At 63.1% G+C, this 18,174-nt stretch carries 16 protein-coding genes; 6 read left to right on the top strand and 10 right to left on the bottom strand.

Annotated features, from left to right (window positions below):
• Nucleotides 1–63: 63 nt before the first annotated feature.
• The 3 genes from JP75_RS01205 to JP75_RS01195 form a co-directional block, all read right to left on the bottom strand.
• Entirely contained in the window at nt 64–2,067 is a 2,004-nt protein-coding gene (locus JP75_RS01205; protein ID WP_035077962.1) for a methyl-accepting chemotaxis protein, read from the bottom strand.
• 178 nt (nt 2,068–2,245) lie between these two features.
• Nucleotides 2,246–2,986: a copper homeostasis protein CutC gene (locus JP75_RS01200; protein ID WP_035077960.1), complete on the bottom strand. Its 741-nt coding sequence runs from the start codon at nt 2,984–2,986 to the stop codon at nt 2,246–2,248.
• On the bottom strand, nt 2,983–3,897 hold the full coding sequence (locus tag JP75_RS01195) for an ROK family protein (protein ID WP_035077958.1): 915 nt from the start codon (nt 3,895–3,897) through the stop codon (nt 2,983–2,985). The genes JP75_RS01200 and JP75_RS01195 overlap by 4 nt, the downstream gene beginning before the upstream one ends.
• Nucleotides 3,898–4,031: 134 nt before the next feature.
• On the opposite strand from JP75_RS01195, the gene JP75_RS01190 reads away from it, so the two are divergent.
• Nucleotides 4,032–5,255, top strand: a complete 1,224-nt coding sequence (locus JP75_RS01190; RefSeq protein ID WP_035077954.1) for a TIGR03862 family flavoprotein — start codon at nt 4,032–4,034, stop codon at nt 5,253–5,255.
• On the opposite strand, the gene JP75_RS01185 is transcribed toward JP75_RS01190, so the two are convergent.
• From JP75_RS01185 to ilvA, 5 genes are all read right to left on the bottom strand, one after another.
• Nucleotides 5,246–7,123, bottom strand: coding sequence for an ABC transporter ATP-binding protein (locus JP75_RS01185; RefSeq protein ID WP_035077951.1), 1,878 nt, complete (start codon nt 7,121–7,123; stop codon nt 5,246–5,248). The two genes, JP75_RS01190 and JP75_RS01185, sit on opposite strands and share 10 nt — an antisense overlap.
• A 62-nt stretch (nt 7,124–7,185) precedes the next feature.
• Nucleotides 7,186–7,563 (bottom strand): pyrophosphohydrolase domain-containing protein, encoded by a 378-nt coding sequence (locus JP75_RS01180; RefSeq protein WP_035077947.1) that lies wholly within the window; start codon nt 7,561–7,563, stop codon nt 7,186–7,188.
• Nucleotides 7,564–7,831: 268 nt separating this feature from the next.
• Nucleotides 7,832–8,527: a pyrimidine 5'-nucleotidase gene (locus JP75_RS01175; RefSeq protein ID WP_035077944.1), complete on the bottom strand. Its 696-nt coding sequence runs from the start codon at nt 8,525–8,527 to the stop codon at nt 7,832–7,834.
• A 75-nt stretch (nt 8,528–8,602) separates the two neighbouring features.
• A complete protein-coding gene (locus JP75_RS01170) occupies nt 8,603–9,835 on the bottom strand; it encodes a hypothetical protein (RefSeq protein WP_035077941.1) in 1,233 nt (410 codons plus the stop codon).
• Between the two features lie 179 nt (nt 9,836–10,014).
• Nucleotides 10,015–11,532, bottom strand: a complete 1,518-nt coding sequence (ilvA, locus tag JP75_RS01165) for a threonine ammonia-lyase, biosynthetic (protein WP_035077938.1) — start codon at nt 11,530–11,532, stop codon at nt 10,015–10,017.
• Nucleotides 11,533–11,706: 174 nt separating this feature from the next.
• Between ilvA and JP75_RS24985 the strand changes: the two genes are divergently transcribed.
• Both JP75_RS24985 and JP75_RS01155 read left to right on the top strand, forming a co-directional pair.
• Nucleotides 11,707–12,318: a TetR/AcrR family transcriptional regulator gene (locus JP75_RS24985; protein ID WP_051960086.1), complete on the top strand. Its 612-nt coding sequence runs from the start codon at nt 11,707–11,709 to the stop codon at nt 12,316–12,318.
• A 5-nt stretch (nt 12,319–12,323) separates the two neighbouring features.
• A complete protein-coding gene (locus tag JP75_RS01155) occupies nt 12,324–13,811 on the top strand; it encodes a DHA2 family efflux MFS transporter permease subunit (protein WP_035078474.1) in 1,488 nt (495 codons plus the stop codon).
• A gap of 172 nt (nt 13,812–13,983) precedes the next feature.
• Here the strand turns inward: JP75_RS01155 and JP75_RS01150 are convergent, their stop codons facing one another.
• Complete coding sequence (locus tag JP75_RS01150) at nt 13,984–14,769, bottom strand: sulfite exporter TauE/SafE family protein (RefSeq protein WP_035077934.1); 786 nt, start codon at nt 14,767–14,769, stop codon at nt 13,984–13,986.
• A gap of 189 nt (nt 14,770–14,958) precedes the next feature.
• A complete protein-coding gene (gene argB / locus JP75_RS01145) occupies nt 14,959–15,861 on the bottom strand; it encodes an acetylglutamate kinase (protein ID WP_035077932.1) in 903 nt (300 codons plus the stop codon).
• Between the two features lie 189 nt (nt 15,862–16,050).
• On the opposite strand from argB, the gene JP75_RS01140 reads away from it, so the two are divergent.
• The 3 genes from JP75_RS01140 (at nt 16,051) to JP75_RS01130 (ending at nt 18,172) form a co-directional block, all read left to right on the top strand.
• Entirely contained in the window at nt 16,051–16,602 is a 552-nt protein-coding gene (locus tag JP75_RS01140) for a sigma-70 family RNA polymerase sigma factor (protein WP_035077928.1), read from the top strand.
• Entirely contained in the window at nt 16,599–17,300 is a 702-nt protein-coding gene (locus tag JP75_RS01135) for an anti-sigma factor (RefSeq protein WP_051960084.1), read from the top strand. The genes JP75_RS01140 and JP75_RS01135 overlap by 4 nt, the downstream gene beginning before the upstream one ends.
• Nucleotides 17,301–17,608: 308 nt before the next feature.
• Nucleotides 17,609–18,172, top strand: a complete 564-nt coding sequence (locus tag JP75_RS01130; RefSeq protein ID WP_051960082.1) for a fasciclin domain-containing protein — start codon at nt 17,609–17,611, stop codon at nt 18,170–18,172.
• Nucleotides 18,173–18,174: the final 2 nt, after the last annotated feature.

The raw sequence follows: 18,174 nt of genomic DNA, 5'->3' as shown, positions 1-18,174 counted from the left end.
AAAAGAAAACGGCGCCACTCGGGAGAGGGCGCCGTCCTGTCTTCGCAACGTTGACCCGAGCGATCAGAACTCGTCCCAATCGTTGGCTACGGCCGCATTGCCCTGGCTCAGATATTGGCTCTGGACCGGCTTGGTCTTGGCGGCAGGCGCAGCGCGCCGCGGCTGCGATCTTTCGACGATCTGGGCGCCGGCGGCGATGTGGAAGACATCGACAATGGTGTCGAGTTCGTTGGCGCGGGCCTCGGTCTGCTCGATGGCCGCATTGGTCTCTTCCACCAGTGCCGCATTGTGCTGGGTCATTTCGTCCATCTGGCGCACGGCGACGTTAATTTCGTCGATCGCCTGAGCCTGCTGGCTGCTCTCGCGGGCGATTTCGGCCATCATGGCGCTATTGCCGCGCATGGCCTCCAGCATGGAGCCAAGCTTGCCGGCGGCATCGGACACGAGCTTGGCGCCGCCGTCGACTTCCCTGGCGCTTTCCTCGATCAGTGCCTTGACGTCCGAAGAGGCTTCGGCGGCCGATTGAGCCAAGCGCCGCACTTCCACGGCGACCACGGCAAAGCCCTTGCCCGCTTCGCCGGCCCGCGCCGCTTCCACCGAGGCGTTGAGGGCGAGCAGGTTGGTTTGGAAGGCGATGTCGTCGATCATGCCGATGATATTGGAGATCTTTTCCGAGGCCGTGGTGATGCGGCCCATGGCGGCAGTGGCCTGGTCCATCACCTGGCCGCTTTGCACCGCCGATTGCGTTACCGCTTCCGCCGCGGTGCTGCCACGCTGAGCGCGCTTGGCATTTTCGGTCACGGCCGCGGCGAGCTGCTCCATCGTGGCCGAGGTTTCCTCGATGGTTGCGGCCTGGCGCGTCGTGCGTTCGGAAAGGTCATTGGCGCCGGCAAGGATTTCGCCGGTCGCGACTTTGACGCCGCGCGAGGTGGTGCGGAGGCGCGTGACGACGTCGGTCAGCGTATCGGCCACCCGGTTCATGTCGGTCTGTAGCTCAAGGAAGGCGCCTTGATGCGAGCCGGTCATGCGCTGGGTCAGGTCGGTATCGGCAAGGGCGGCGAGCACCGAGCCGGCATCGGCGAGGCCCACGCGAACGCTCGACACCATGGCGTTGAAATTGTGGGCGATGCGGGTGATGTCGTCGTCGTCGAATTGGGTCGTGATGGCGCGGCTGAAATCGCCGGCCATGGCGGCTTCCACCACATCGTCGAATTCGCCCTGGAAGGTTTCCATGGTCTTGGTGCGGGCCGCGGCGCGCAGGGCGGCGGCCTGTTCCTCGGCCGTCATGGAAGCCATCTTGATGCCGTTGTCCTTGAAAACCTGCACCGCTTCGGCCATTTCGCCGATTTCATCGGAGCGGTTGAGGCCCGGCACTTCGGTTTCGAACTTGCCTGCAGAGAGATCGCGCATGGCGAGCGTCAGGTTGCCGATGGGGCGGCCCAGCTGAGCGGTGCCGAGATAAAGCGCGGCGGCGGTACCGGCCAGGATGCCCAAGCCGGCAGTCACCAGCAACAGGGTCCGCATCGTGCCTTCAAAGCCGGCTATTTCGGCCTGGATGACCTTGTAGGTTTCAAGGTCGGCGGCAACGATGGTGTCGATTTCGGCCTGGAAAGCCTTGCGATTGGCGCGGTTGGTGTCGTTATTGCCCTGCACATTGGCCTCTGCCGGGTCGACATCGCGACCAAGGCGAGCAATTTCCGTGCGGAAATCTTTGAACTCGGCGGCCCGGGCGACCATGGTGTCAAAGGTCGCCAATTCGCTCGCCTCGACCAGCGGGCGCCAGGTGGCGATCACTTCGTCGATCCTGCCGAGCTGGGTGACGATGCCTTCGGCGAAAGGAGCTGCCTTTTCGGTATTGGGCGCGGCATAGATGCCGCGCGATTCCATGACCACGGCGGTGACCAGCCGGTTCATGGTTTCACCATAGAGAGCACGCTTGGATGAGCTGTCGAGCCGGTCGATCTGATGTTCATATTCGGCCACGACATAGAGGCCGATGCCGGTGATCAGTGCGGCGACCACGCCCATAATGCCGACGATAGACAATACCTTGCCGCGAATGCGCATGCGACAATACCTTTCAGTCTACGCCGTGCGCGCACGGCCTGGATGTGCTGCCGCTTTATTTCAGTTGTGTGACAATGCACGTTCTGATCGCGAAGCCGGCGGCCTGTCCAAGTAATGTAGCTGTTTTCCTCTTAATGTATGGTGAAGCACTTATGAACTTGCCTAAATCATAGGCAGGTCAAAGACTTGCAGAAGCCGCCTTTGCTTGGCCAATGGCAGTTTTGAGAGCAGCAACGCGCGTGCCGTCGGTCTGGCGCCGGCCGGGGCTGACAAAGCCGAGACGTTGCGCCGGGGCGCTGTCGCCCTCGATCGGGGCCGAGCAGGAACCGTGGATGGCGCCCAGCGGCGCCGCGGCAAGGATGGTGCCGACATTGTCCGCGCTGATCCCTGCGCCGGCCATGATGGTGATGCGGCCGGCCGCAATGCGCTGGGCCAGAATCAGGTCATCAAGGCCCGCCGGGGCCGAAGCGGCGCGGCCCGAGGTCAGGATCGTGTCAAAGCCCAGCGCCACGGCCTGCTCGACGGCCTGGGCAATATCGGGCACGAGATCGAAAGCGCGGTGCAGCGTTTTCTTAAGCCCCTGGCTTTCGCCAACCAGGGTTTTGAGCATCTCGATATCGAGGCTGCCATCGGGACGATTGGCGCCGAGGACGACGCCCTCAAGCCCGAGGCGTCGCACCGCCGCAATATCGGCGCGCATCATGTCGAGATCATCCGAGGTGAAAACGAAATCGCCAGCACGCGGGCGGATCATGACGCGGGCGGTGACGCCCATCTCGGCGGCGAGGGCCATCAGGCCGGCCGTTGGCGTGGTTCCACCCAGTTCCAGGGCTGCGCAAAGCTCGATGCGGTCGGCCCCGCCTTCATAAGCGGCGCGCAAGCCGGCGGCGGTATCGACGCAGATTTCGAGGAGGGTCATGCCGCGCCTCCGGCAAGGCCGAGTGCCGCCGCGCCGATCAGTCCGGCATCGGCCGTCAATTGCGCCGGCACCACGAGCGGCCGGTCGAGTTTTCTAAGGATACGCGGGCGCACCGCTGCATCAAGCCGGGCGATCAGTTCGTGACTGTTTCCAAGGCCGCCGCCCACGGCGATGATATCGGGGCCGACGATATTGACCACCAGCGCCAGGGGCTGGGCCACGAGTTCGATGAAGAGTTCCACGGTGCCTGCCGCCTTGGCATTACCGGCCAGCCATTCGGAGACGATTGCGGTGCTCGCCAGATCTGTACCGTGCAGATGCCGGTGCAACCTTTCGATACCGCGTGCGCCGCCAACCGTGTCGAGACAGCCCGAAAGCCCGCAGCCGCAGGGGAAATGCGGGAGATCGTAGGGCGGCACGCTGACCTTGGTCGCAACGATGGTGCCATGGCCCCATTCGCCGCCGAGACCCGCAGCGCCGGGATGGAGGCGCTTGTCCACCACGATACCGCCACCGACGCCCGTGCCCATGATGGCGCCGAAAACGACGCGATGCTCACGCCCGGCGCCGGCCGTCGCCTCGGCCAGCACGAAGCAGTCGGCATCATTGGCCACGAACACTTTCCGGCCGAGCAGGCCTTCCAGTTCCTGCGCCAGATGCCGCCCATCGATGCAGGGAATATTGGCGCAGGTGACATGGCCGCTCGCCGGATCGACCACCCCTGTCACCGAAATGGCGATGGGTGCACCGGCTGGCGCTGCGCCTTGGTCGATGAGGCCGGAAATAGCGGCGACGAAGGCGAGAAAATCATCGCGTGGCGTCGGCACGCGGCCGAGGGCGGTCAGGTTGTCGGGGGCCGTGGCGGTGGCGCCCTTGATCGTTGTGCCACCAATATCGAAGCAGGTGATCATGGAAAGTCTTGTTCTCTCTATTGGCTCGACACTAGCGGCTACCCGCGGGCGGGGCCAGCGGTGGGCGGTGGCTTTCCCACATGCGCTCACCTTGCGCGGCCCCCGGGAAACTGGCTAAGGATCGCCTTCCCCCTATGGAAGGACAAAGCGTGAGCCAGGTGGCGATCATTGGCGGCGGCCCCGCCGGCCTCATGGCAGCAGAAGTGCTGGCCGATGCCGGCCTTGCCGTGACGCTCTTCGAAGCCATGCCGACCGTGGGCCGAAAGATGCTGATGGCCGGAAAATCCGGTCTCAACATCACCCATTCCGAAGACCACGCCGCGCTGCTCACGCGCTACGGCGCGGCGCGCCCGAGCCTGCAAAAGGCGCTCGATGCCTTTACGGCTGAAGACCTGCGCAACTGGTGCGCCGGCCTCGGCATCGAAACCTTCGTCGGCTCCTCTGGTCGCGTCTTTCCCAAGGCCATGAAGGCCTCGCCTCTGCTCCGGGCCTGGCTCGGCCGGCTCGCGGAAAAGGGTGTCGTCATCCACACCCGCCATCGCTGGACCGGTTTTGACGGAGCAAAACTGCGCTTCGAAACGCCCGACGGCGAAAAGCGTCTCGCCTTCGATGCCGTCCTCCTCGCCCTCGGCGGCGCCAGTTGGCCCAAGCTTGGCTCGGACGCGGCCTGGATGCCGTGGCTGGCGGACAAGGGCGTCCCAGTCGCCCCCTTCCTTCCCGCCAATTGCGGTTTCGAGGTCGAGTGGAGCGAGAGTTTTGTCGAACGCTTCGCCGGTACCCCGCTCAAATCCGTGACGGCCACCAGCGCCGCAGGCACAATCCCCGGCGAATTCGTCGTCAACCGCTGGGGCATTGAAGGCAGCCTCGTCTATGCCCATTCCGCTGCCCTGCGCGATGCGCTCCTCGCCGGAGAGCTCGCCGTGCTGGAGATCGACCTGATGCCCGGCCGCTCGCGCGAACGCCTTGCCAAAGACCTCGCGCGCCAGCCCACAAAACTCAGCTTTTCCAATCGCCTCCGAAAGGGCGCGGGGCTCGACCCGGTCAAAGCCGCGCTGCTGCGCGAATGTCGCCCCGATGCAAATACGCTCGATCCCGACGCGCTGGCCGCAGCCATCAAATCCGTACCGATCCGGCCGCGGCGCCCCCGCCCCATTGTCGAAGCCATCTCCTCGGCCGGCGGCATCGCCTTTTCCGGCATGGACGAAAACTTCATGCTGAAAACCCTGCCGGGCGTCTTCGCCGCCGGCGAAATGCTCGATTGGGAAGCACCCACCGGCGGCTATCTGCTCACCGCCTGTTTCGCCACCGGCCGCGCCGCCGCCGAGGGCCTGCTGAGATATATAAAGCCTCAGCGATAGCCTGCGGCCTGCAGCTCAAAGAGTTCGGCATATCGCCCGCCTTTGGCCAGCAATTCTTCATGCGTGCCGGCTTCGAGAATGGCGCCGTGCTCCAGCACCAGAATGCGGTCGGCCATGCGCACGGTCGAAAAGCGGTGCGAGATGATCACGGCCGTCTTGCCGCTGGCGAGCCCCTTGAAGCGCGCGAAAACCTCGGCCTCCGCCTTGGCGTCGAGCGCCGCCGTCGGCTCGTCGAGAATGATCAGTTCCGCATCGCGCATATAGGAGCGCGCAATGGCCACCTTCTGCCATTCGCCCCCCGAAAGGTCGCGCCCCTGCTTGAAAAGCCGCCCAAGCTGCTGATCATACCCCTTGGGAAGTTTCGCAATGACGGCATCCGCAAGGCTCTGTTCGGCCGCCTGATCGATGCGGAGCTGGTTGCTCTTCTCCTCCACCCGGCCAACCCCGATATTGTCGCGTGCCGTAAAACTGTAGCGGATGAAGTCCTGAAAAATGACACCCAGATGCGCGTGGATTTCGGCCGGCGCCATGTCCTTGAGGTCGACGCCATCGACGCTGATGCGACCCTCGCTCGGGTCATAAAGCCGCGCCAAAAGCTTGACGATGGTGGTCTTGCCCGCCCCGTTCTCGCCCACCAGCGCCAGCGTCTCTCCAGCCCTGAGCGTGAACGACAGGTTCCGGATTACCCAGTTCTCGGTTTCGGGATAGCGGAAGCCGACGTTCTCGAAGCGAATGCCCTCCCTGATCGGCACCGGAAAGGCCTTTGGATGAGCCGGCGGCAGCACGGTCGGCTCGATCTCGAAGAAGGAAAAGAGATCGTCGAGGAACATGGATTGCCCGGCGATCTGGGTGAAGCCGAGCAGGATTTTCTGGAACAATCCATTGAGCCGCAGGAACGAGCCCGAGAGAAAGGCGAGATCGCCGATGGAGAATTCGCCGGTAATGGTGCGCCAGACGATGAAGGCATAGGCGGCGTAATAGGCGAGGGTAGAGATGGTGGCGAACACCGTGCCCCAGCCAGCGCGCAGGATGGAGATGCGGCGGTTTTCGAGGAAAATGCCGTGCGCCAGCAGCTTGAATCGCTCGATGAGAAAGCCGCCAAGCCCGAAAAGCTTGATCTCCTTGGCCGTCTCGGCGCTGGCCCCGATATAGCGCAGATATTCCAACTCCCGCCGTTCCGGCGTGCGCCAGCGGCTCACCATATAGGCCATGGTGTTGAAGCGCGTTTCACCCCAGATCGAGGGGATGAAACTGAGTGGCAGCAGCAGGATCAGCCAGGGCGCGAAGACGAAGAGGCCCGCGGCCAGCGTCAGCACGGTTATGATGTCCTGCGCCTGGCCAAAAAGCTGGCTCAAGAGCGCATTGCGCCCCGCCGCCTGGCGCCGGGCGCGTTCCAGCCGATCCTGATATTCGGCCGATTCAAAATGCATCAGGTCGAGCCGGGCGGCATGCGCCATCAGTTCGGTGCTGACTTGATTGGAGTGCAGCTCGGAGAGAATGGAATCGACGAGACCCGTGGCCCGGCCGATCGCATCATTGGCCAGCACCAGCGCCATTTCCAGCGCCAGGTAGAAGAGCACGGGCGTCAAGAGGCCAGCATTCCACCAGTCCATGGGGCTCGGGCCAGGCGAAGTCACCGAGGTGAGATGCACCACCTCATCGACGATCAGCTTTGCGGCATAAAGCACGGCAATCGGCTGCAGTGCCGCGATGAGCCTGAGGCCAATGCTGGCCGCGGTCATGGGACGGCTGGTGCGCCAGATCTGCGCAATCAGCCGCCCGAGATGGCGGAGATTGTCGAGGCGCTGTTTTAGGGTCGGGGTCTGTTCGGAGATGGGCGGGGGCCGCCGCCCGGGAAGGTCGGTCATGTCCTAATGATAGCGCCGCCAAAGCGCCGCGCAAATATAAGACTTGGTAATGTTTTGCGCTCTCAGCCCTTGAGCACCCCCGCCACATCGGGTGGCGTCCAGCCCTCGGGTTTCAGCACCTTGCCGTCAGCCCGCTTGATCACCTTGCCCGTCGACGGATCGACCTTGGCCATGTTCGAGCGATGCACCTCGGCCCAGACGCGGTCGAGCGGAATGCCGAATTCGAGCGCCGCGCCCACAGCGACATAGATTACGTCGGCAAGGCCATCCGCGATTTTCTCCATGTCGCCCCGCTCAAGCGCTTCCACGGTTTCCTGGCATTCTTCGGCAAGGAGCGCCGAACGCAGCGCCGCGCGCTCCGGCACGAATTGCGGTTTTGCGAGCACGGGAAGATCACAGGCGCGATGGAAGCCGGCGACGTCGTCGAGGAGGGTTTTCATGTCGAGCTGCTCCACTGAAGTGGAGTGATTTTAGTGGGTCGAGCAAGCCGGTGAAATCGTGCATCCGCCTTTTCCCCCGGCGGTTTCACATCCTCGATGGACACCCTCCCCTTGACGGGGAGGGATGGGGAGGGGTGGTCGCACGCCGAGAAATCGTGGCTCCCGCACCCCCTCCCATCCTCCCCCGTCAAGGGGGAGGTGCCACCGAATTCGCTATAGCGAATTCGGTTGGGCTGGTGGGTGTGGCTTCAGATGAGGCGCAAAAACGTCACCGTAAATTGCGCAAAAACCCGGCGAGATCACCCGTCACATGATGCACATGCGGTCCCGTCGATTGCCCCAGTTCCCAGGCTTCCACCTGGTCGTGGGCAAATCCCTCTCCGGCAACGACCTGCACGGTCGACATGCCGATCTCGTGCGGCACGACGAGGTTCTTTTCGAGATCATCGAACATCACCGCCTTGGCGGGATCGATCCCGTGGCGATTGAGAAACCCGTCATAGGCCTCGCGATGCGGCTTTGGCACATAGGTCATGGCGCGGATGTCATAGACATCTTCGAAAAGGTCGGGATCGCCAAGGCGGCCGAGTACCGAGCGGGCATGGCCGGTATCGCCATTGGTCAGGATGAACTTGCGGCCGGGCAGGGCGCGGATGGCGTCAATCAGCTGAGGGTGCGGATCGACCGGCGTGTAGTCGATGGCATGGACGGTATTGAGAAAGTGGTCGGGGTCGATCGCGTGCCGGTTCATCAGCCCGTTCAGCGTGGTGCCGAAATCGCGATAATAGCTCTTCTGCAGCGTGCGGGCCGCGTCGAAGTCGAGCTGGGTGACATCCATCACGTAGTGGGTAATGCGCACATCGATCTGCGCGAAGAGATTGCACTCGCGCGGATAGAGTGTGTTGTCGAGGTCAAAGACCCAGTCGGTGATGTGGTTGAGGCTTTTTGGGGCAGCAGTGGTCATAGCTGCAGTGTGCCACAGAGAGATTGAAACTGCATCCGGGGATGCGAGCCTCCCGTGGGAGGCTCGCAGGAAGTGTTATTCGGCAGAAGGCTGGTTGGCCGTGACGGCAAGGCCGAGAGCCGAGATCAGGCCGGCCGGGTTGGCGGCAGCGGCGCTGAGCACGAGGAGTGTGGTCGGGGTTGCCGGGCGCACGGCGACTTCGATGCTCTTGGGATCGTCGAGGAAAGCATTGGCAGCCGGAGTGACGAGATCCGTCAGCGCCGGAATGCCGGCCTGGCCGACGAGCTGGGGCACCATGGCCTTGAGACCTTCAACGAAGGTGGCGCGATCGGCACCCGACTGGGCGGCGAACATGTCGAGCAGTTTTGGCGCAAGGCCGGCATCGTCATAGCGCAGGCTCGAACCGGTCAGGGTCAGGGCCTGGAGCAGTTCCATACCCACCATCATCTGCTGAGCCTGCTGTTCTTCCGGCGTCGAACCGGTCGAGGCGGCGTCCATGGCATAGATCTTTTCGAGCACGGCCGGGGTCAGGCCGGAAATGTCGGCCTTGAAGTTGATGGCGCCGATATCGGCGAAATCGAAGAGGAAGTCTTCGATCACCAGATGGCCATCGGTCATGCCCCAGGTCATGGTCTGGCTGATATTGCCGTTGATCTCGGTCAGGCCGAGGGCCTGGATGACCGCACCGGCTTCCGCATCTTCTTCGGAAACGGTGGAGAGGTCGGCCCAGATGCCGTTGACGGCAAAGGTCGAGGCAATGTCGGTCAGCGCATTGGCGTCGTCATAGGAGAACTCGTTCACGGCCTCGATGGACTCGTAGGAGATCACCTCGGTGCCGTCGCGGGTCACAGACAGTGGGCCGGTGGTCAGGCTGCCGACGGATTCGAGCAGGGCCGTGACATTCACCTTGTCTTCCGGCGGCAGGTAGATGTCCGTGGCCGTGATATCGACCAGCGAGACGTGGCCGACCGGGTCCTGGGCGAATTCGGTGTCGATATCGGGAATGGTCAGGGCGTCGGCAGTGAAGCTGCCATCGTCGCCTTCGGCAACGCCGGTAAAGGTCAGCGTGGTGTCCACGGTCCAGGGTTCTTCGACGCCGGTCACACCAACGGTCGCACCATCGACGGTGATGGTGTCGCCATCGAGCGTCGCGGCGCCAAACTGGATGTCATAGCCGCCAATCTTGTAGACCGCAGCGATACGATCGACGAACGTCTGTGCGTCGAGCGCCATGGCCGGCTGCATCAGCGCGAGCGTGGCCATGCCAGATGCCAGCATCAGGCCCTGGATCTTGTTGATTCTCATCATGGTCTGCGTCTTCCTCGATGTTGTGAAGGGCGCGGTTGTACTGTCCAACCCCCGCGCTGTCCCCCGGTTTGATTGCCCCTTGGGCAGTGAATTGCAGTCGATGTGCGGCAGAATTGCGTCAACGCTTATAGTGACGCTTTATTTCGCCTGCATGTCGAACTCACCCTAAGGAAAACGGTTCAATTTGCTTCAAGAAATTGCCGGTAGGCCGGATTTTCCGTTTCGTTCCAATAGGGAAAGCCGATGGCGTCGATATGGGCGTAAAAGTCAGCGCGCGTGTCGATGGGCACCTCTACCCCAACGAGCACCCTGCCATAATCCGAACCATGATTGCGGTAGTGGAAAAGGGAAATATTCCAGGCGTCATTGAGCCCTTCGAGGAAGGTCAGAAGCGCGCCGGGCCGTTCGGGAAACTGGAAGCGGAACAGCATTTCGTCAGTTAGGCCCGCGACGCGCCCACCCACCATGTAGCGCACGTGGAGCTTTGCGACCTCATTGTCGGTCATGTCGGTGACGCCGAGACCATTGGCGGTGAGGAGATCGATGATCTCGCGCTTTTCCTTGTCGCCCTGCGAGAGTTTGACGCCGACAAAGATGTGCGCGGCGCTGGCATGGGCGTAGCGATAGTTGAATTCGGTGATGGCGCGGCGGCCCAGCAGGCGAATGAAGGCGCGATAGCTGCCCGGTACTTCGGGAATGGTCACCGCCAGCAGGGCCTCGGCCCGTTCGCCGATTTCGGCGCGTTCGGAGACATAGCGCAGCCGGTCGAAATTGACATTGGCGCCCGAATTGATCGCGATCAGCGCGCCCTTGGGCGCCGCACCCATCTCGATATGACGGCGGAGACCCGCGAGGGCCAGCGCCCCTGCCGGCTCGGCAATGGCGCGCATGTCGTCAAAGATGTCCTTGATGGCAGCGCAGATCTCGTCATTGCTGACAGTGATGATGTCGTCGAGCAGCTCCCGGCAGAGCCTGAATGTCTCGTCGCCCACCTGCCGCACGGCCACGCCATCGGCAAAGAGTCCGACTTCGTTGAGCGTCACCGGCCCGCCAGCCGCGATCGCCGCCTTCATGCTGGCCGCTTCTTCGGGCTCGACGCCGATCACCTTGATCTCGGGCCGCAGGAATTTGACGAAGGCGGCAATACCCGCCGCAAGCCCGCCGCCGCCGATGGGCACATAGATGGCGCCGATTTCGCCCGGATGCTGGCGCAGCAATTCCATGCCGATCGTCCCCTGGCCGGCGATCACGTCGGGATCGTCGAACGGATGTACAAAGACATAGCCGTGCCGCTCGGCCAGCCCCGAGGCATGCGCCCGCGCCGCGTCAAAGCCGTCGCCGAACAGCACGACCTCGCCCCCGAGCCGACGCACCGCATCGACCTTGATCCCCGGCGTCGTCGTCGGCATGACGATGATCGAGCGCACGCCGAGCCGTGTCGCCGACAGCGCCACGCCCTGCGCGTGATTGCCGGCTGAGGCACAGATCACGCCCCGCGCCCGTTCCTCCGCCGTCAACTGGCTCATGCGGTTATGCGCGCCCCTGATCTTGAACGAAAAGACCGGCTGCAAGTCCTCGCGCTTGAGCAAAATCTCCTGGCCGAGCTTGGTCGAGAGCAGGCGCATCGGATCGAGCGCGGTCTCCTCGGCAACCTCGTAAACCGCTGAAGTCAGGATTTTGCGGACATAATCGGTCATGGCACGGCTTTCCAGAATATGGGGGTGATGGACGCCTGCTGACAGCAAATGTCAACGGCCGGTCATAGCAATGCTGCATGCGTTTCGGGCATGGCACGTTTTCTCAATCAAATGATTGATTGATAGCGCGACCGCATGTATTGAAGCGCCGTCCGATCAAATTCCGAACCTCCCATGTGTCCCGAACAGGCTCCTATCCCGAAGCGTGAAAGCGGCGATGAGCGACGCATCGCCATTGCCCGCGCCGCCCGTGCCCTCATCATCGAAAAGGGTCTCGAGGGCCTGCGCACACGCGACATCGCCGAGCGCGTCGGCATCAATATCGCCACGCTCCACTATCATGTGCCGAGCAAGGAGGCGCTGGTGGCGCTGGTCGCCGCGTCCCTCCGCGACGATTTCAAGGCTCAGGCCCTGCGCCATCCAAAGGAAGGCCTCGATGCCGGCGCGCAGCTCCGCCAGGAGTTCAACGAATTCCGCGAAATCGTCGCCGAAATGCCCGAGCTGATCGGCGTCCTCAGCGAACTGGTCGACCTCTCCCGCCGCGATCCCACCATTGCCGAGATCATCCTGCCCATGCAGGCATATTGGACCGGCCAGTTCACCAAAATCTTCCGCACCGGCATCGAGGACGGCTCCTTCCGCCCCAACATCGACCCTGCCGCGGCGGCCATCGTCGTCACCGCCGCCCTATCCGATTGCTGGCGTCCCCATCGCCGCCCCTCGCTCGAACCGGTCATTGCCGAGCTCGAGCGCGCCTTTTTCCTCCCCGTTTCCAATCAAGGCTAGACCTCATGTCCTCCCCTCACGCCCATGCGGCTGATGCACCACCCGATCCGCGCCGCTGGATCGGCCTTTTCGTGCTGCTGATCGCCAATTTCATGAATCTGATCGACGTCACCATCGTCAACGTCGCGCTCCCCTCCATGCGCGAAAACCTCGGCGCCACCGACAACCAGATCGAATGGGTCGTCGCCGCCTATGTCCTCGCCTTCGCGCTGGGTCTGCTGCCCTTCGGCCGCCTCGGCGACATCCTTGGCCGCACCCGCCTCTTCCTCTGGGGCGTTGCCGCCTTCACCGCCGCCTCGGCGCTGTGCGGCATGTCCTCTTCGATCGAAATGCTGATCGTCGCCCGCATCATCCAGGGCCTCGCCGGCGCCATGATGACCCCGCAGGTCCTCGCCATCGCAACCGTCACCTTCCCGCCGCATGAGCGCGGCCAGGCCTTCTCGCTCTTCGGCCTCACCGCCGGCCTCGCCTCGGTCTGCGGCCCGATCCTGGGTGGCCTTCTCATCGAAGCCCACATTTTCGGTCTTGATTGGGAGCCGATCTTCCTCGTCAACGTGCCCGTCGGTATTGCTGCCGTGGTCGCCGGCTGGTTCCTTATTCCGCGCCTGCCGGGCCATCCGGACCTCAAGAACGATTTCATCGGCATCGGCCTCTTCGGCCTCGGCATTGTCGCGGTGGTCTTCCCCATCGTCGAAGGCCGCGCCTATGGCTGGCCGCTCTGGGCCTTTGGGCTCATCGCTGCGGGTCTCGTGCTGATCGGTCTTTTCGTTCTCTGGACCAAGCGCCGCGCCGATGCCGGTCTGCCGCAGCTCCTCAATTATGACCTCTTGAAGAACCGCGACTTCATGTTCGGCGCCTTTGTGGTCACCATCTATGCCTCGGGCATTCCGGGCATGTTCATGATCATTTCGCTGCTGCTGCAGAGCGGCTTTGGCATGACGCCGCTGCAGTCGGGCCTCACCAATACGCCCTTCTCGGTGGGCGTGCTGATCGCCTCGCTGATCGCCGGTCGCTTCGGTTCCAACTATCTGCGGGCCCGCCTCGGCGCTGCCGGCCTGATGCTGGCCGGCGGTATCGGCTCGCTGCATCTCATCATCGGCGCAGCCGGCGATACCATCAATAGCTGGAGCTTCTTCGTGCCGCTGCTGATCGCCGGTATCGGCCTTGGCACCGGGTTCTCTTCGCTGTTCCAGCTCGTCTTGCGCAATGTGCCGCCGCGCGATGCCGGGGCCGGTTCGGGTGCCCTGCAGGCCTTCCAGCAGGTGGGCGGCGCGCTCGGCGTGGCGCTGATCGGCGAAATCTTCTTTACCCATCTCAGCGGCGCCTTTGCCGGTGGCAGCGCGCCCACTGCAGCCTTTGCCGAGTCTGCCTCGCTGGCGCTCTGGTATCAGGTGGTGAGTTTCGGTCTCATCTTCTTCCTCGCCTTCGCCTTCAAGCCTTCAGGCGGACAGAAGCCGGGCGGCGCACCGCAGCCGGTGCTGGTGGAAGCTTAGGGCTCACCCACCAGCCGCAACCGAATTCGCCATAGCGAACTCGGTGACACCTCCCCCTTGACGGGGGGGGGGTTGGGAGGGGGTGCGGGAGCCACGACGTTCGAGCGTGTGAACACCCCTCCCAACCCTCCCCGTCAAGGGGAGGGTGTCGCATCGAGTTCGCCAAACATCATCAGCTTGCCTTGAACAGCAGTTCCCAGGTCTGGTAGCCGGCAAGGGCAATCACCAGCGTGCCCACCAGCAGCATCAGCCGCTTTGCCGGCAGGATGCGCACGACGAAACCGGCCAGGGGTGCCGCCAGTATGCCGCCGGCCACGAGCCCCGCAACCGACCACAGGTGCTGGTCGATTCCCTCGGCATCGGCCCAGTGCCCGGTCAGCAGGGCGGTGATGAAGGCGACCGAGACGGCCGTCGTCACAAAGAATTCCACCGTATTGACCGTGCCCACCACATAGCGCGGCGCGCCGCCCGAACCGATCAGGCTCGAGGTCACGATTGGCCCCCAGCCGCCGCCACCGGCCGCGTCGACAAAGCCGCCGGCGACGCCAAGCGGCAGCACGATCTGCGTCTTGGGCTCATGATAGGGCCCACGGGCCCGAAACGCCCGATAGAGAATGTAGACCCCCAAAAGCCCCAAATAGACCGTGACGAAGGGGCGGAGCATGGCGCCGTCTATAGCCGTCAGCACATAGGTGCCGAGCACGCCGCCGACGATCCCGGCCGGTGCGAGGCGCCAGAACAGGCGCCAATTGACGTTGTGGTTGCGGACATGGCTCGTGGCCGAAGCCGCGGTCGTGAACATTTCGGCCGCGTGAACGCTGGCCGAGGCGGCTGCCGGCGGCACGCCGAAGGAGAGCAGCATCGTCGAGCTGACGACGCCATAGGCCATGCCCAGGGCGCCGTCGACGATCTGGGCGAGAAAGCCCACCACGAGGAAGATAAAAAACTCAGAGCCCAAGACGCCTCACAGTCTAGAACACAAAGGGCCGAAACACCGTTCGTCGTGAACGGGTTCCGGCCCTGAGACAGGCTAGAGCATGTCTCCCGAAAGTGGTCGCCGGTTTCGGGATAAAGACATGCGTAAAACCAAAGACCTAAAGCGCGTGGAGCGAATCTGAAGATCGCGACGCGCTTTAGGGCGCCGGGGTCAGCGGACGATCAGCGTGCCGGCACCGAATTCGGTGAAGAGTTCCACCAGCACCACATGCGGCTGCTTGCCGTTGAGAATGACCACGCCTTCGACGCCGCTATCGAGCGCTTCGAGGCAGGTTTCGACCTTGGGGATCATGCCGCCAGAAATGGTGCCATCGGCGATCAGCGCCTTGGCATCGGCGACGCTCAGTTCCGGGATCAGCTTGCCATTCTTGTCGAGCACGCCAGGGACGTCGGTCAGGAACAAGAGGCGCTTGGCTCCCAGCGAGCCGGCAATGGCGCCGGCAAAGGTGTCGGCATTGATATTGTAAGTATTGCCGTCGCGGCCCGGGGCGACCGGAGCGATGACCGGAATCATTTCCGAGCGGGCGAGGAGATCGAGCAGGGTCCGATCGACTTCGACGGGTTCGCCGACAAAGCCGAGATCGAGCACGCGTTCGATGTTCGAGCCGGGGTCTTTCACCTTTTTCTCGGCCTTGCGCGCAAAGACCATGTTGCCGTCCTTGCCGCAAAGGCCGATGGCCCATTCGCCTTCGGCATTGATCAGCGCGACGATTTCCTTGTTGATCGAGCCGGCCAGAACCATCTCGACCACTTCCATGGTCCGCGCATCGGTGACGCGAAGGCCGCCTTCGAACTTGGATTCGATGCCGAGATTCCTAAGCATCGAGGCAATCTGCGGTCCGCCGCCATGGACGACGATGGGGTTGACCTTGGACTGCTTCAGGAGCGCGATGTCGCGGGCAAAGGCCTGGCCCAGCTTGAGGTCGCCCATGGCATGGCCACCATATTTCACGACGACGGTCTTGCCCTCGTAGCGCTGCATATAGGGCAGGGCCTGGGCGAGAATGCCGGCATCGTGGCTGAAGCGGTCGGTCGTCGTATCTTGGTCAGACATGGGCGGGATGGTTTCCTCAAGAAGACCTGCGGACGGGCAAGGGTCTAGTCCATTTTGTCCTGTCTATAAATGACCTGCCGCGACAAAATCATGGCCGTTGATCCGTTTCTCCCCGATTTGCGTAGCGGGAAGGGCGGACATAGGGGAATATGGCCGCCAGAGGGGAGCCGGGAGGCCGTATCCAGACCCATGTCCACGCAAGCGGATACTCATGAAATCGCCGATCTGATCGCCCGCTGCGCCCTGCGCGACCGCGGCGCTTTCCGGCAGCTTTACACGCGGACCAGCGCGAAACTTTTCGGGGTGGCCCTCCGTATCTTGAAGGACAGAGCCGAAACCGAGGAAGCGATCCAGGAAATCTACGTCAAGATCTGGCAAAAGGCCGACCGCTATGTGGCCGGTCAATATAGCCCGATCAGTTGGCTTGTTGCCGTTGCCCGCAATCACGCACTCGACAAGGTGCGCGTGAAACGGCCGGTCAGCGAAGACATCGATGCCGCCCTCGATATTGCCGATCTGGGCCCCAGTCCCGAACGACAGGTCGAAGCCGCCGAAGACAGCGCGCGCATTGCGCATTGTCTCGGCACGCTCGAGCCTGATCGCGCCGAGGCGGTGCGAGGCGCCTATCTCGACGGTTTCAGCTATGAAGAATTGGCCCAGCGCCACGCCGTGCCGCTCAATACCATGCGGACCTGGCTGCGCCGGAGCCTGGCCAAGTTGAAAGAATGCCTGACGTCATGAGCGAGCAAGACAAACAAGATTGGGATGGAAGTGGCGCAACCGTCGCCGAATATGTCCTTGGTCTCCTCAACGTGCCCGCCCATACCGCCATGGAAAGGCGCATCGCCGACGATCCCGGCCTGCAGCGCGAACACGATTTTTGGGCCCGGCACTTTTCCGGGCTCGACGAACAATTCGAACCCGTCGCGCCGCCCGCCCATATTCTTCCGCGGATCGAGAGCCGATTGTTCGGGGCCGAAAAGCGTACGTCCTGGTGGGATAGTCTGGTTCTATGGCGTTCGGTCGCGGCCGGGGCTTTGGCCGTGGCGGCCGTGGCAGTCGGTTTTTCCGTTCTGCAACCGAGCATGGATTCGACGGCTCTCGCCAATCAACTCGTGGCAACGCTCCGGGCTGAAGGCAGCGATGTTCAGTTCATCGCGCTTTACGATGGCACTGGCGCTGTTCGCCTGACCGCCCTTTCGGGCGAGACCTTGCCCAACAACGATTATGAACTCTGGGCCATCCAGGGCGGCGGCTCCCCCATTTCCATGGGCGTCGTGCCGATCAATGCGCGCAGCACGGTCGAACTCTCCGACGCGGTGCGCGCCGGCTGGGGCGAAGGCTCAGTTCTCGCCATCACCCTCGAACCCAAGGGCGGTGCGCCGGCCGGCGTGCCGACCGGTCCGGTCGTAGCGCAGGGCGCTGTTACGAAGATCTAAGCTGCACATAGACACCCCCTCCCATCCTCCCCCATCAAGGGGGAGGTGCCGATCGAGTGTTTGGCAACATGTTGCCCCAACCGCTGTTCCTTCACCTCCCCCTTGATGGGGGAGGATGGGAGGGGGTGTCCGCACGCGCGGCTCAATCAGTGAGCCGCGCCCGCGCATACGAAACCGACCCCCGATCGGTTTCATAATCGGTGAAAAATATACCGCCCAAAATCCTGAAACTCGTTCCGCAACCCCTCCGTACCTCCCTGTGACCCGCAACCGATCGGGCAAGAAATTAAACAGGAAGGAACTTTCAAATGACCATTTCCCTGCGCGCCGTTTCCGTCGCTGCACTTCTGTCCTTTGGTGCCCTCAGCGGCTCCGTCTTTGCCCAGGACAATCCGATGGTCGGCGGCGCTGCCATGTTTGCCGACAAGAACATCGTCGAAAACGCCGTCAATTCCGCCGATCACACGACCCTCGTTGCTGCCGTCCAGGCTGCCGGCCTCGTCGAGACGCTTTCCGGCCCGGGTCCCTTCACCGTTCTCGCCCCGACCAATGAAGCCTTCGCAGCTCTCCCCGCAGGCACGGTCGAAAACCTGCTGAAGCCCGAAAACAAGGACATGCTGACAAAAATCCTGACCTGCCATGTCATCGCAGCCAAGGCGCTCTCGACCGACATCGTCGGCATGGTCGAAGCCGATGGTGGCGAACACGTTGCCGACACGGTTGGCGGCTGCAAGCTGACCCTCAAGGCTGCTGACGGCAAGGTGACGATCACCGACGAAAACGGCACCGTCGCCAATGTCACCATTGCCGATGTGATCCAGTCCAACGGCGTCATCCACGTCATCGACGCGGTGCTGACCCCGAAGATGTAACC

Origin of the sequence: Devosia riboflavina (genome assembly GCF_000743575.1) — a bacterium.
Lineage (GTDB): Bacteria > Pseudomonadota > Alphaproteobacteria > Rhizobiales > Devosiaceae > Devosia > Devosia riboflavina.
This window is presented reverse-complemented; position numbering and strand designations above follow the sequence as displayed.